Annotated in this window: 14 protein-coding genes; 13 read left to right on the forward strand and 1 reads right to left on the reverse strand. The window is 43.7% G+C overall.

Annotated features, from left to right (window positions below; translation table 11 throughout):
• Positions 1-15 precede the first annotated feature (15 nt).
• Complete coding sequence (map, locus tag GPLA_RS13010) at positions 16-807, reverse strand: type I methionyl aminopeptidase (RefSeq protein ID WP_007105385.1); 792 nt, start codon at positions 805-807, stop codon at positions 16-18.
• 310 nt (positions 808-1117) lie between these two features.
• Between map and rpsB the strand changes: the two genes are divergently transcribed.
• From rpsB to lpxA, 13 genes are all read left to right on the forward strand, one after another.
• The gene (gene rpsB, locus GPLA_RS13015) at positions 1118-1849 is read left to right on the forward strand and encodes a 30S ribosomal protein S2 (RefSeq protein WP_007105386.1); all 732 of its coding nucleotides are present in this window, start codon (positions 1118-1120) and stop codon (positions 1847-1849) included.
• Between the two features lie 132 nt (positions 1850-1981).
• Entirely contained in the window at positions 1982-2854 is an 873-nt protein-coding gene (gene tsf, locus GPLA_RS13020) for a translation elongation factor Ts (protein WP_007105387.1), read from the forward strand.
• 273 nt (positions 2855-3127) lie between these two features.
• Positions 3128-3871, forward strand: coding sequence for a UMP kinase (gene pyrH / locus GPLA_RS13025; RefSeq protein ID WP_007105388.1), 744 nt, complete (start codon positions 3128-3130; stop codon positions 3869-3871).
• Positions 3872-3886: 15 nt separating this feature from the next.
• Positions 3887-4444, forward strand: a complete 558-nt coding sequence (frr, locus tag GPLA_RS13030; protein ID WP_007105389.1) for a ribosome recycling factor — start codon at positions 3887-3889, stop codon at positions 4442-4444.
• Between the two features lie 14 nt (positions 4445-4458).
• Positions 4459-5199 carry a polyprenyl diphosphate synthase gene (gene uppS, locus GPLA_RS13035; protein WP_007105390.1) on the forward strand — a complete coding sequence of 247 codons (741 nt, stop codon included), beginning with the start codon at positions 4459-4461 and terminating at the stop codon, positions 5197-5199.
• 49 nt (positions 5200-5248) lie between these two features.
• On the forward strand, positions 5249-6112 hold the full coding sequence (locus GPLA_RS13040) for a phosphatidate cytidylyltransferase (protein ID WP_007105391.1): 864 nt from the start codon (positions 5249-5251) through the stop codon (positions 6110-6112).
• A complete protein-coding gene (gene ispC / locus GPLA_RS13045; RefSeq protein ID WP_007105392.1) occupies positions 6112-7305 on the forward strand; it encodes a 1-deoxy-D-xylulose-5-phosphate reductoisomerase in 1194 nt (397 codons plus the stop codon). The genes GPLA_RS13040 and ispC overlap by 1 nt, the downstream gene beginning before the upstream one ends.
• Complete coding sequence (gene rseP / locus GPLA_RS13050) at positions 7305-8657, forward strand: sigma E protease regulator RseP (protein WP_007105393.1); 1353 nt, start codon at positions 7305-7307, stop codon at positions 8655-8657. Before ispC ends, rseP begins: the two co-directional genes overlap by 1 nt.
• A 62-nt stretch (positions 8658-8719) precedes the next feature.
• Positions 8720-11194 (forward strand): outer membrane protein assembly factor BamA, encoded by a 2475-nt coding sequence (bamA, locus tag GPLA_RS13055; protein WP_007105394.1) that lies wholly within the window; start codon positions 8720-8722, stop codon positions 11192-11194.
• A gap of 53 nt (positions 11195-11247) precedes the next feature.
• On the forward strand, positions 11248-11763 hold the full coding sequence (locus GPLA_RS13060; protein ID WP_007105395.1) for an OmpH family outer membrane protein: 516 nt from the start codon (positions 11248-11250) through the stop codon (positions 11761-11763).
• Between the two features lie 37 nt (positions 11764-11800).
• Positions 11801-12835, forward strand: coding sequence for a UDP-3-O-(3-hydroxymyristoyl)glucosamine N-acyltransferase (gene lpxD / locus GPLA_RS13065; RefSeq protein ID WP_007105396.1), 1035 nt, complete (start codon positions 11801-11803; stop codon positions 12833-12835).
• A 42-nt stretch (positions 12836-12877) separates the two neighbouring features.
• Positions 12878-13324: a 3-hydroxyacyl-ACP dehydratase FabZ gene (fabZ, locus tag GPLA_RS13070; protein ID WP_007105397.1), complete on the forward strand. Its 447-nt coding sequence runs from the start codon at positions 12878-12880 to the stop codon at positions 13322-13324.
• Between the two features lies 1 nt (position 13325).
• Positions 13326-14096: an acyl-ACP--UDP-N-acetylglucosamine O-acyltransferase gene (gene lpxA / locus GPLA_RS13075; RefSeq protein ID WP_007105398.1), complete on the forward strand. Its 771-nt coding sequence runs from the start codon at positions 13326-13328 to the stop codon at positions 14094-14096.
• The last annotated feature ends 3 nt before the right edge of the window (positions 14097-14099 follow it).

Genomic DNA, 14099 nt, shown 5'->3' on the forward strand with positions numbered 1-14099 from the left:
GTAGCTAGGAAATGCTTAGTGATTGATAACGCGTTCAATTTCTTCATCATCTCTGAGGGTAAGAATTTCAACCCCAGTTTCGGTGACCAATAAGGTGTGTTCCCATTGGGCACTCAAGCTGCGATCTTTCGTGACTACGGTCCAGTCATCCGGCAATACTTTCGAGTGGCGTTTACCCGCATTGATCATTGGCTCTATGGTAAAACACATGCCTTCTTCTAATACTTCGCCAGTATTTGGCTTACCATAATGCACCACTTGCGGTTCTTCATGGAAATTAGCACCAATTCCATGTCCGCAGTATTCACGCACTATCGAATAGTTGTGGCCTTCAGCATGTTGTTGAATAGCGTGACCTATATCACCTAATCGCGCTCCAGGTTTGACCATCTTAATACCAATGTACAACGCCTCTTGGGTGATGCGGATTAAGCGTTCAGTCATGATGCTAGGTTTACCTACGACAAACATTTTTGAAGTATCACCGTGATACCCGTCTTTGATTACCGTGACATCAATATTAACACTGTCACCTTCTTTCAATTTTTTGTCTGCCGGAATACCATGACAAATAACATGGTTAACGGAAGTACAAATTGATTTTGGGAATGGCGGATTACCGTAATTTAATGGGGCAGGGATGGCCTGCTGCTCATTAACAATGTAATCATGACAAAGTTGATTAAGTTCATCTGTGGTCACGCCTTTTTTCACATGGGGACCAATCATCTGTAATACATCTGCTGCAAGTCGCCCGGCAACGCGCATTTTTTCAATTTCGAGTGCGGTTTTGATAGTAGCTGGCAAAGCAATGTCCTAATTTTTCGGGTCTTTATTAATGTGGATATATCTTAACTTTTCAAGGCGCTGGTGTATAGCGCCTATACACAAACTTGAATTTAGTGCTCTGTCGTGATATAAAGCGCCCCGCTGAAACAGCTGTTCGATGTATTGTTCTTTTTGAGCCAGTCATTAAATGGTTATTTACAGCGACTAACTTTATTTTATAACACACATACATCGACACAGTTTTCGGGGTGTTTGTGCAAGATTCGTCTGCACAGATCGAGAGCTGGGATGTATGGAGGCCTAACCCCATATTAAGGAAACTAATATAATGGCAAATGTATCAATGCGCGACATGCTTCAAGCCGGCGTTCACTTCGGTCACCAAACACGTTACTGGAATCCAAAAATGAAACCTTTCATCTTTGGCTCACGTAATAAAGTTCACATCATTAACTTAGAAAAAACGGTTCCGTTATTCAACAATGCGTTGAACTACATCGGCGGTGTTGCTTCTAAGAAAGGTAAAATCCTTTTTGTTGGTACTAAACGTGCAGCAAGTGATGCGGTTCGTGACGCAGCAATCAAATGTGACCAATTCTACGTTAACAAACGTTGGTTGGGCGGCATGTTGACTAACTGGAAAACAGTTCGTCAATCAATTAAGCGTTTAAAAGATCTTGAACAACAAAGCCAAGACGGTACGTTCGACAAAATCACTAAAAAAGAAGTGCTTATGTTACAACGTGAAATGGCTAAGCTAGAAAACAGCTTGGGCGGGATCAAAAACATGGGTGGTCTTCCAGACTGTCTTTTCGTTGTTGATGCTGATCACGAGCACATTGCGATTACCGAAGCGCGTAACCTTGGTATTCCAGTTGTTTCTATCGTCGACACTAACTCAAATCCAGATGGTGTTGATTACATCATTCCTGGTAACGATGATGCGATCCGTGCAGTTCAACTTTACTTGAACACTGCTGCTGACGCCGTTATCGAAGGTCGTGAGAAGAACATTGAAGTACAGGCTGAAGAAGGTGAGTTTGTTGAAGCTGCTGAGTAATCAGTTTCTTTAATATACCTATTGAGTCAGTCTGTTAATGCACACATGTGCATGACACGAAAATTTAACAGGGGCTGATGCCCCTGTTTTTTAATCCTAATTTAAGTACATATTATTGCTGAGGAAACGACAATGGCAGTGACAGCAGCCCTAGTTAAAGAATTACGCGAGCGTACCGCTGCAGGTATGTTGGATTGTAAAAATGCACTCGTTGAAACAGACGGTGACATTGAGCTTGCAATCGAAAATATGCGTAAGAACGGTCAAGCAAAAGCCGCTAAAAAAGCAGGTCGTATCGCCGCTGAAGGCGTTATTTTGACCAAAGTTGCTAACGGCGTAGCAACAATGATTGAATTGAACAGTGAAACTGACTTTGTTGCCCGTGATGAAGGCTTCGTAGCCTTTGGTAGCAAATTGATCGAAGTCGCTTCCGCGAACAAAATCAATGACATTGAAACGTTGAATGATTCAGTTATCGATGGCGTTAAAGTAAGTGATGCTCGTGATACTTTAGTTGCTAAAATCGGTGAGAACATTTCTCCACGTCGTGTTGTTTCGGTTGAAGGTGATAACCTTGGCGCATACGTACACAGCGCACGAATTGGCGTTATCGCTATCCTTAAAGGTGGCGACGAAGAGTTAGCAAAAGATATTGCTATGCACGTAGCGGCAGCTAACCCTCAGTTTGTTAAGCCGACTGATGTACCAGCTGAAGTTGTTGCAAAAGAAAAAGAAATTCAACTTGATATCGCGATGCAATCAGGCAAGCCTGCTGAAATCGCAGAGAAGATGGTTTCTGGTCGTATGAACAAGTTCACTTCTGAAGTTAGCTTAACTGGCCAGCCATTCATCAAAGATCCTTCTATGACGGTTGCGCAATTGCTTAAAGCTAAGAATGCAGACGTTATCAACTTCGTACGTTTCGAAGTTGGTGAAGGCATTGAGAAGAAAGAAGAAGATTTTGCGGCTGAAGTTGCTGCACAAATGGCCGCTGCTAAGAAATAATTGCGCCATTTGCTTTTGCGTAAAGCTAATGTCATATAAACTACTGGCACCTCAAATTGAGGTGCCTTTTTATATGTGGACCAAGCAGTATAACGGCACGTGCACTGAGATTCGGTATACTTAGACTTATTTAAGTCGATACTTTTTGTTCTACATACAGAATTTTTCGACCGTAGAACCCGCTGAAGTTAGTGTCCGTATGCCATGAAGCATATTGTTATACCGAGTGTTATTTTGACCCCCATTATTCGTTAAATAAGGAATAGCCTGCCGATGAGTACAACACCTAAACATGCCTATCGAAGAATTTTATTGAAGCTAAGTGGCGAAGCCTTAATGGGCGAAGAAGGCTTTGGAATTGATCCGAAAGTGCTTGAGCGCATGGCTCAGGAAATCAAAGAGTTGGTCGAACTTGGCATCCAAGTGGGTTTAGTGATAGGCGGCGGTAACTTATTCCGTGGTGAAGGCCTCGCTAAAGCCGGCATGAATCGCGTCGTTGGTGATCACATGGGCATGCTTGCTACTGTAATGAATGGCTTAGCGATGCGTGATGCATTACACCGAGCATTCGTAAATGCACGTTTGATGTCAGCCATTCCCTTAAATGGCGTATGTGACGCTTACAACTGGGCTGAAGCCATTAGTTTATTGAAATCTGGTCGAGTGGTTATTTTCGCCGCGGGCACAGGCAATCCCTTTTTCACTACCGATTCAGCCGCATGTTTACGTGGTATCGAAATCGAAGCTGATGCCGTACTCAAAGGCACAAAAGTAGATGGCGTGTATGACTCCGATCCAGCTAAAAACCCAGACGCTGTGTTATATAAACGATTGTCTTACACCGAAGTGTTAGATAAAGAATTAAAAGTGATGGACTTAGCGGCATTCACCTTAGCGCGGGATCACAATATTCCTATCAGGGTTTTCAATATGAATACACCTGGTTGCTTACGTTCAGTCGTGCTAGGTGACGATGTTGGTACCGTAATTTGCCATCCAGAAAAACAAGATAATTAATTAGGAAGACATTTTATGATTGATGAAATCAATGTAGATGCGCGTCAGCGCATGGAAAAAAGCATTCTTGCGTTGCGTGGTCAGTTTACCAAAATTCGTACAGGGCGCGCGCATCCTAGTTTGCTAGACAGCATTATGGTGCCTTATTACGGAGCACCAACGCCTCTCAAGCAGCTTGCTAATGTGATTGCAGAAGACTCTCGCACCTTAGCGCTAACTGTGTTTGATAAGAGTGCCGCACAGGCTGTTGAAAAAGCCATTATGCAATCTGATCTAGGTTTAAACCCTATGAGTGCAGGTACAGTTATTCGCATTCCTATGCCAGCGCTGACGGAAGAACGTCGTAAAAACTTGATCCGTGTTGTGCGCGGTGAAGCTGAGGGTGGCCGAGTGGCTGTGCGTAATATTCGCCGAGATGCGAATGGCGACCTCAAAGAATTACTAAAAGAAAAAGAAATCAGTGAGGATGATGCTCATCGTGGTGAAGAGGCAATTCAAAAGCTGACGGATGAGTTTGTGAAGCAAATAGATGACATTCTGGCGGCAAAAGAAACAGAGTTAATGGAAGTATAGTGGTTGCCTGAAAAATGAATTCAGAATTACAACTTACTAATAAACTCGTGCCACAGCACGTTGCGATTATCATGGATGGCAACGGGCGGTGGGCAAAAAAGAAAGGCAAAATTCGCACCTTTGGACACCGAGCTGGGGTCAAAGGGGTGCGTGCGTCGGTTTCTTTTTCTCTTAAAAATAAAATTAAAGTGTTAACGCTATTTGCTTTTAGCAGTGAAAATTGGAATCGCCCTCAAGAAGAAGTGGGTGTGCTGATGGAACTGTTCAAAATGGTATTGAGCAGTGAAGTGAAAAAACTGCACAAAAATAACGTTAGACTTCGGGTTATTGGCGACACCAGTCGATTTGATAAAAAGCTGGTGGAGCAGATCCATGAAGCTGAGTCACTGACCGCTAAAAACGATGGGTTAGTGTTGAACATCGCTGCTAACTATGGCGGGCGGTGGGATATCGTTAATGCAACACGAGTATTAGCTGAGCAGGTTAAAGCAGGTACGTTGGATAGCAATGATATTGATGAAGCACTGTTCAATCGCTTTACTTGCTGCACTGACTTACCTGAACTCGATTTACTTATTCGTACCGGCGGTGAAACGCGTATTAGCAATTTCCTTTTATGGCAAGTTGCTTACGCGGAGCTGTATTTTACCGATACTTATTGGCCGGATTTTAACGAAGATGCATTTCAACTTGCTATCGATAATTTTGCCGATAGACAACGTCGTTACGGGATGACGGGCGAACAGGTTAGTTAATGGCTGATCTGTTTGTGGTTATCGCCACTTCTGTTTCTGAGGGTTCACTATGTTGAAAGAACGCATTCTCACTGCACTGGTGTTAGCGCCGCTGGTACTGTGTGCGATTTTATTTTTACCTATGCTAGGTTTCGAAATTGCCATGATTGGTGTATTAGGTCTCGGAGCTTGGGAATGGGCTAACATGTCTGGCTTTGTGACACGTCAAACTAAAGCGATTTATACCTTTATTATTGTCGCAATATGTAGCTATTTTACGTTTGCTATCGACGTGGAAAGTATTTGGTATCAAGGTCAATTAAACAGTCTTTATCATTATATTTTGGGTATCGCGGCCTTGTGGTGGTTCGTCTCCTTTTTAATGATAATTGCCTATCCTCGTTTTAGTTCGTTTTGGCGCACTCGCCGCGGGATCCAAGGTTTGTTTGGCGTGTTAACGCTGATACCCACTTGGGTTGCGATAGTATCACTGCGTACTAGTTTATACGACGTTGACAGCTTTTACGGTGCATCGCTTATTTTTTATGTGTTAGGTATTGTGTGGGCCGCAGATATTGGCGCATTTTTTGTTGGCGTTAAATTTGGCCGGACCAAATTGCGCCCAAAGGTTTCACCTGGCAAGACCTTTGAAGGCTTGATGGGCGGAGTCGGTGCATCATCATTGATTATTGCGTTTGCTGCGTTGCACTATGCGGTGGATCCAAGCCGTATTTGGATAAATATTCTCATCGGCGGTTTAACTGTGGCGGTTTCTGCTTTAGGTGATTTGAACGAGAGTATGTTGAAGCGTTGTGCTGGTATTAAGGACAGCGGTAATTTACTGCCAGGTCATGGTGGTATTTTAGATCGTATCGATAGCCTTACCGCAGCCTTTCCTGTCTTCGCATTTTGTTATGTATCTTGGATGGCCTAATGCAAAATGTTTGTATATTAGGTGCCACCGGCTCTATCGGACAAAACACGATTGATGTGGTGCTACGTCACCCCGAGCAATACTGTGTTTATGCCTTAACGGCCCATAACAGTATTGAAAAGTTGATTGAGCAAGCTAAGTTGTGCCAGCCGACGTTCATCGTACTCTCAGATGCAAATTGTTTTAAGCAGGCAAAACAGGCGCTGGTTAATGCCGGATTGAATACTGAGTTGTTGTGCGGTGCGCAGGCGTTAGCTGACGTGGCCAGTGCCGACGAAGTTGACATTGTTATGGCCGCCATAGTGGGCGGGGCAGGTTTATTGCCTACCATAGCAGCGGTTAAGGCAGGCAAAAAAGTCTTATTAGCCAATAAAGAGTCTTTGGTGATGTCTGGCGAATTGTTTATGAACGCGGTGCGCGAACATAATGCACAGCTTCTACCCATTGATAGTGAACACAACGCCATTTTTCAGTGTTTGCCCCATGATTATCAGTACGCGAATATGGCCGCTTCGGGGATCAGTAGTATTTTATTGACGGGCTCTGGCGGACCGTTTCGTGAAACACCATTAGCTGAGTTGAGTCGTGTTACACCAGCTCAAGCATGTGCCCATCCTAATTGGGATATGGGGCAAAAAATATCAGTCGACTCAGCCACTATGATGAACAAGGGATTAGAGTTTATCGAAGCACGGTGGTTGTTTGGTTTACAAAGTAGCGACATTCAAGTGGTACTTCATCCGCAAAGCATCATTCATTCTATGGTGCAATATTGTGATGGTTCAGTACTGGCACAAATGGGCAATCCTGACATGCGCACACCGATTGCACATGGTCTAGCCTTTCCAAATCGAATTGAATCGGGCGTTAAACCACTGGATTTTCAAACCGTGAGTAATTTTACTTTTAATCTTCCTGAGCCTGAGCGCTATCCCAATTTATACTTGGCGATTGACGCATCAAATGCTGGGCAGTACGCCACAACCGCGTTAAATGCGGCCAACGAAGTGGCGGTTGCCGCATTTCTTGCTGGCCAAATTGGCTTTACGCAAATAGCGCAAGTTAATGAGCAGTGCGTTACGCAAATGAATGGTTGTCAGCTTGACGATATTGATGCGATTGTCGCTTGGGATTTGGAGTGTCGTAATGCGGCGCAGCAGATCATTTCTGCGTATGCACGAGAGGCAAGCTAATGTTGGATTTTTTGTGGAGTTTAGGCTCCTTCGTAGTGGCATTAGGCATTTTAGTAGCGGTGCACGAGTGGGGACACTTTTGGGTTGCAAGACGCTGTGGGGTTAAAGTTGAGCGTTTTTCCATCGGCTTTGGTAAAGCCCTGTGGCGCCGTACTGATAAGCTGGGTACTGAATATGTGATCGCCGCCATACCATTAGGCGGTTATGTAAAAATGCTCGACGAACGGGTCGATGATGTACTGGAAGAAGATTTACCCCATGCTTTTAATCGCCAGCATGTTTTGAAACGGATCGCGATTATCGCTGCCGGACCCCTAACGAACTTTATTTTTGCCATATTCGCCTTGTTTGTGATGTATTTAATTGGTGTGCAGACTATCAAGCCTATGCTTGGCGATATTAAACCTGACAGCATCGCGAGTCAGGCTGGTTTAGTTCAAGGCTCTATTATCAAAAAAATAGGTGAGCGGGATACCATAGATTGGCAGGCGGTGAATCTTGAGCTGATTTCCTATATTGGCAATGACAGTTTACCGATCACAGTGTCGCTGCCTAACAGCCCGGTTAAACAAACAAGATTGTTAGATTTGAGCACTTGGCAATTTAATCCGGAGAAAGACTCCGCAATCGATAGTTTAGGACTGTCTGTGTATCGTCCTGATGTGCTAAGTATCGTAGGTTTAGTGGCTGAGAAATCGGCCGCACAACAGCTAGGGTTAAGGGTTGGTGATAAAATTCAGCAAGTAGATGGAACTACCATGCTAAATTGGGAACAAATAGTGAGCTATGTTGCAAAACGTCCCAATGCTGATGTTGTTATTACGGTATTAAGAGACGACCGTGTTGTTGAATTAAATGGCATGTTAGGCTCACGCCAAGATGGTGATAAAGAAATTGGGTATTTGGGCGTAAGCCCAACATTGGCAGCATGGCCCAAAGGGGTATTGTTTACTCACCAATATGGTCCTATTGATGCTGTCGTTCAAGCGAGCGATAAAACATGGCGTCTTATGACCCTTAGCATTGAGATGCTAGGCAAGTTAATTACCGGTGATGTATCAGTTAAAAACCTCAGTGGACCGATTTCCATTGCCCAGGGTGCTGGGATGAGTGCGAGTTCAGGATTAGTGTATTTTCTGAGCTTTTTAGCGTTAATTAGCGTCAATTTGGGAATTATTAACCTTTTACCCATTCCGGTGCTTGATGGCGGCCACTTACTCTATTATTTTATAGAGCTTTTACGTGGTCGACCCGTGCCGGACTCAGTACAAGAGATTGGTTTTAAAATAGGTGGCTTATTGTTACTCCTGTTTATGAGTATCGCCATTATTAACGACATTACGCGTTTATAATTTTTATCGGCCAGTTTGGTCAGAAGCACAAACATATGTGCGCTTAGGAAGAATGGTAATAAATGAAGTTTAAACAGTTAGTTGCTGCAGGATTGATGTTATCCGTTGCTGGTATGGCAAAGTCGGCCCAAGAAAGTGAATTTGTCGTCTCTGATATTAAGATAGAAGGCCTTCAACGAGTGGCCCTCGGTGCGGCATTAACCTACTTGCCGGTCAAAGTCGGTGATGAAATGAACAGCTTCCGTATCGCTCAGGCCATTCGTTCGTTATATGCCTCTACGCATTTCGAGAGTATCGAAGTGTTGCGTGATGGCGATATACTCGTGGTGAAGGTCAAAGAACGCCCAACTATCAGTAATATCATCCTTGAAGGTAATGACGATATTAAAGATGAGCAACTTCAAGAAAGTTTAGATGGCAGTAATATTCGTTTAGGAGAACCGCTGGACAAAACAGTTCTCACATCAATTGAAAACGGCTTGAAAGACTTCTATTACAGTATCGGTAAATATAACGCAGATGTGAGTGCGATTATTACGCCATTACCGCGTAACCGTGTTGATTTGAAACTCCTTTTTGAAGAGGGTGATGCGGCGAAAATCGAGCAAATCAATATTGTCGGTAATAGCATATTTGATGATGCGACACTGTTTGAGCAAATGGAGCTTAAATTTGATGCGCCATGGTGGGACTTCTTATCTGAAACGCGTTATCAGAAACAAACCCTTACCGGCGACATGGAAACGGTCACGAGTTACTACAAAGACCGTGGTTATTTGAAGTTCGACATTGAATCAACTCAGGTCTCTATGACGCCAGAAAAAGCAGGCATCTACGTGACACTGAATATTGATGAAGGCGAGCAATATAAAGTATCTGAAGTGGAGTTGGTTGGTGAGTTACTGGGCCATGAAGATTACCTCAAACTGGTACTGCCAATTACCCCTGGTGAGTTATATAACCAAGCTGAAGTGACGTACACTGAAGAGTTTATCAGTAAATATTTTGGTCGTTTCGGCTATGCGTACCCATCTGTTACTACTATCCCTGATATTAACGAAGAAGATAAAACCGTTAAGCTGACTTTATCGGTTGACCCAGGTAAACGTATCTATGTACGTCGTATTAACTTTGAAGGCAACATAGGTACCGCTGACGAAGTCTTACGTCAATCGGTTACGCAAATGGAAGGGGCTTGGTTATCAAACGCCACGCTGGAGTCATCGAAAAATGCCCTTTCACGTTTAACCTATATGGAAAGTGTCGACTTTGATACGGTTCGTTTACCGGGTGAAGATGACAAGGTTGATGTTAACTTTAGCGTTAAAGAACAAGCGTCGGGCTCGTTTAATGCGGGTATCGGCTACGGTGATAGAACCAAGTTGAGTTTGCAAGCAGGTATCCAGCAGGACAACTTCCTTGGAACGGGCAAACGTATCGCTCTTAATCTGAGTACGACTTCGTATCAGAAAAGTGCCCAAGTGTCGTATACCGACCCCTATTTCACGATAGATGGCATCAGTTTAGGTGGCACAATCGGTTACAGTGAATTTGACGGTGAGAGTGCTGGTTTTATCCAATACAACTCTAAGCAATATTCAGTGGGCGCTAACGTGGGCTACCCCATTGATGAGTTCAACCGTATCAATTTCGGTTTGACCTACAGTAATGTGGAGTTGTTCCAAAGCACGTCATACGAGCAAACAACACGCTTTTACAATCAGTTTGTGGATGAAAGTAACCCAGATGATTCAATTAAATATGACAGTTTCTTAGCGTCGGTCGCCTGGATCCGCTCTACGTTGAACCGTGGTGTATTCCCAACCGCAGGTTCATCACAGCGTGCGTCTTTTAGTATCACAACGCCGAACTCGGACGTTAACTACTTTAAAACAGAAGTTGATACTAAATTCTACTTCCCATTATCACGCAATCAACGTTGGTCGTTCTTGGCGCGCTTGAAATTGGGTTATGGTAATGGTTATGGTACCGCTAATGGCGTAGATCAAATCTTACCGTTTAACCAAAACTTTGGTGCTGGTGGTAATGATTCGTTACGCGGTTTTGAAAATAATACCGTAGGGCCTCGTGGTGTGCAGTTAACGCCTTCACCCATTTTCGACATTGACGGAAATGTGATTTACGGTAGTCCAGTTAACGATACCGTAACGATTTCTTCTCGTTCTCTTGGTGGTAACGCCATGATCTTGGGTGGTGTTGAGCTTATTGTACCGACGCCGTTTGTGGAAGCCGATTTTGACAACTCGGTACGGACCAGCTTGTTTGTGGACGTGGGTAACGTATGGGATACCGAGTTTAGGTACGATCGCTACAAAGATCTTACGCTCAACCAACAGTTTAACAACGACCCGTTAGAAGATTACAGCGATTATAAGTTGTATAGAGCTTCCGGTGGTCTTTCTGTACAATGGTTGTCGCCTATGGGACCTATGGTATTCAGCTTTTCCAAAGCGATTGAATCCAGAGAAGGAGATGACACGAAGTTTTTCTCTTTTAACATTGGTCAAACATTCTAAATCCAGTATTGTTTAGTGCTGAAAAATAATGATTAAAAAATCAGGAGTATCTTTTGAAAACATTTACTAAAAGTCTTGTAGCAGGGGCGTTAATTAGCGCGGCAGCATTCAGTAGTGCAGCATTGGCAGAGCAAAAAATCGGTGCGGTTAACGTTCAAGGTATTTTTCAGTCTATGCCTCAGGCAGCTACTATTCAGCAAGACTTAGCGGCAGAGTTTAAAGACAAAACTGAAGAAGTGAGCCGCTTAGAAAAAGACATTAAGTATTACATTGAAAAAAATCAACGTGATGCCGCGACCATGAGCACTAAAGAAAAAACAGAGCTTGAAAAGAAAATTAACGAGTTGCGTGAAGAGTACAGTGCTAAAGCGCAGCCGCTTCAACAAGAAGTGCAAGGACGTTTAAAGGAAGAGCAAAACAAATTGCTTGGTTTCATTAAACAGTCTATCGACGTAGTTGCAGCGAAAGAAAAATACGACGTTATCTTAAATGCTAACGCAGTAGCGTTTATCAACCCAGATAACGACATCTCTAAGAAAGTGTTAGAGCAAGTTAGTAAAGTAAAATAAGTCCCTAGGGACGTTAGATTGATAAATAGGCCTGACTTTGAATCAAACCGTTAGCTTACAGCAATTAGCTGATAAAATTGGCGCCTCGCTTCACCTAGCTGATAGTGATAGCGCTGATACCCAAATCCATTCACTGTCGACTTTGGCGTCAGCGGGCAATGGTCAGATTTCATTTTTGTCTAATAGTCGGTATCGTAGCCAACTTGAAAAAACGGCCGCTCAGGCCGTTATTTTAAAATCCGAAGATTTATCGCATTGTCAATGCTCAGCATTAGTGATGGACAACCCCTATGTTGGGTTTGCACTGGCGGCACAACTACTTGACTCTACTCCACGCTCAGCAGACGGCATATCGCCTTTAGCGGTAATTGCCGATAATGTTGAATTGGGAAAAAATGTCAGTATTGGGCCCCATGCTGTAATTGAATCGGGTGTTAAGCTTGCAGATAACGTGCAAATTGGTCCTGGTTGTTTTATTGGTAAAGATGCCATTGTCGGTGCCAATACTAAATTATGGGCCAATGTGACTTTGTATCATCGAGTGGTACTGGGTCAGGATTGTTTGATTCAATCGGCTACGGTGATCGGCGCCGACGGCTTTGGTTATGCGAATGACAAAGGTCGTTGGGTGAAAATTCCCCAACTAGGTACGGTCGTATTAGGAGATCGTGTTGAAATCGGCGCCAGTAGCACTATTGATCGCGGTGCACTAGATGACACGATCATCAGTAATGGTGTTATTATTGATAACCAGTGCCAAATTGCGCATAACGTGGTTATCGGTGAAAATACCGCTATTGCTGGATGCACTGTCGTCGCTGGTAGCACCACTATCGGTCGTCATTGTACGGTTGGTGGTTTGGTGGGAATTAATGGGCATATGGAAATTTGTGATAACGTGTATATTACCGGTATGAGTATGGTGACTAAATCCATAAACAAACCGGGCGTATACTCTTCCGGTATGCCTGCTACTGAAAACCGAGAGTGGCGAAAAAATGGCGTGGCGTTGCGTAATCTTAGCACCCTCAATCAGCGTGTCAAAGCACTCGAAAAATCGCATTTAAAATAAGTCGCCCCGCCAATTGGGCGACTTAATTGAGGAGATAACCTGTTGGTTAATAATATCAATGAGCTTGGAATTGAAGAAATTCTTGAGCTTTTACCCCACCGTTACCCATTTTTATTGCTTGATCGTGTTACCAACTATACGTTAGGTGAATCGATTACGGCATATAAAAACATTACCTTTAATGAGCCCTGTTTTACTGGGCATTTTCCTGGTAAACCTATTTTCCCTGGGGTATTAATTTTAGAAGCATTAGCACAAGCTGCGGGTGTGCTAGGCTTTAAAACAGCAGGTAACAGCGACGATTTGTATTTATACGCAGGCATTGATAAGGCGCGCTTTAAGCAACCCGTTGTGCCTGGGGATCGTCTGGATATGGATGTTCGATTAATTAAAGAACGTCGAGGTATTTGGAAGTTTCATGGCATAGGCAGTGTCGATGGAAAAACAGTTTGCGAAGCCGAATTTATGTGCGCAATGCGGAAACTCTAACGTGATACATTCTACAGCTATTATTCATCCCTCAGCGATTATCGCTGAGGATGTGAAAATCGGACCGTACTGCTTGGTTGATGCCAATGTTGAAATTGGTGCGGGTACGGTACTCGAGTCGCATGTGGTGGTAAAAGGCCACACTACAATCGGTAAAAATAATCGATTTTTCCAATTTGGTTCTATCGGCGAAGATTGTCAGGATAAAAAATATGCTGGCGAACCGACTCGTCTTATCGTGGGTGATAACAACGTATTCCGTGAATCTGTCACTGTGCATCGCGGTACAGCCCAAGACAAAGCCTTAACCCAAATCGGTTCTAATAATCTATTTATGGCTTATGCCCATGTGGCCCATGATTGCGTAATAGGCGACAACAGTATTCTAGCCAACAATGCAACGTTGGCAGGTCACGTACATGTTGGCGATCACGTTATTCTTGGCGGCATGACCGCTTTTCATCAGTTCTGTCATATCGGCTCCCATAGCTTTGTCGCCGGTGGTGCAATTGTATTACGTGATGTACCACCTTATGTCATGATCGGCGGTGATAAAAGCACCCCTCACGGTATTAACAGTGAAGGTTTGAAACGTCGAGGCTTTGACAAAGAAGTGATCATGCAACTACGCCGTGCTTACAAAGTACTGTATCGCAATGGCCATCGTGCTGATGAAGCGGTTGAGCTTATGAATGAAATGGCGGCTACGACACCAGAAGTTAAGATTATGGCTGATTTTGTGGCGACCTCTTCACGAGGTATTGTGCGCTAAACC

The sequence above is a fragment of the Paraglaciecola polaris LMG 21857 genome (assembly GCF_000315055.1).
GTDB classification, from domain to species: Bacteria; Pseudomonadota; Gammaproteobacteria; order Enterobacterales; family Alteromonadaceae; genus Paraglaciecola; species Paraglaciecola polaris.

Coding starts and splice junctions, on each gene's coding strand:
- pyrH (WP_007105388.1), top strand. CDS start 3,128: ATGAGTACAACACCTAAACATGCCTATCGAAGAATTTTATTGAAGCTA.
- uppS (WP_007105390.1), top strand. CDS start 4,459: ATGAATTCAGAATTACAACTTACTAATAAACTCGTGCCACAGCACGTT.
- frr (WP_007105389.1), top strand. CDS start 3,887: ATGATTGATGAAATCAATGTAGATGCGCGTCAGCGCATGGAAAAAAGC.
- GPLA_RS13040 (WP_007105391.1), top strand. CDS start 5,249: ATGTTGAAAGAACGCATTCTCACTGCACTGGTGTTAGCGCCGCTGGTA.
- rpsB (WP_007105386.1), top strand. CDS start 1,118: ATGGCAAATGTATCAATGCGCGACATGCTTCAAGCCGGCGTTCACTTC.
- rseP (WP_007105393.1), top strand. CDS start 7,305: ATGTTGGATTTTTTGTGGAGTTTAGGCTCCTTCGTAGTGGCATTAGGC.
- bamA (WP_007105394.1), top strand. CDS start 8,720: ATGAAGTTTAAACAGTTAGTTGCTGCAGGATTGATGTTATCCGTTGCT.
- ispC (WP_007105392.1), top strand. CDS start 6,112: ATGCAAAATGTTTGTATATTAGGTGCCACCGGCTCTATCGGACAAAAC.
- tsf (WP_007105387.1), top strand. CDS start 1,982: ATGGCAGTGACAGCAGCCCTAGTTAAAGAATTACGCGAGCGTACCGCT.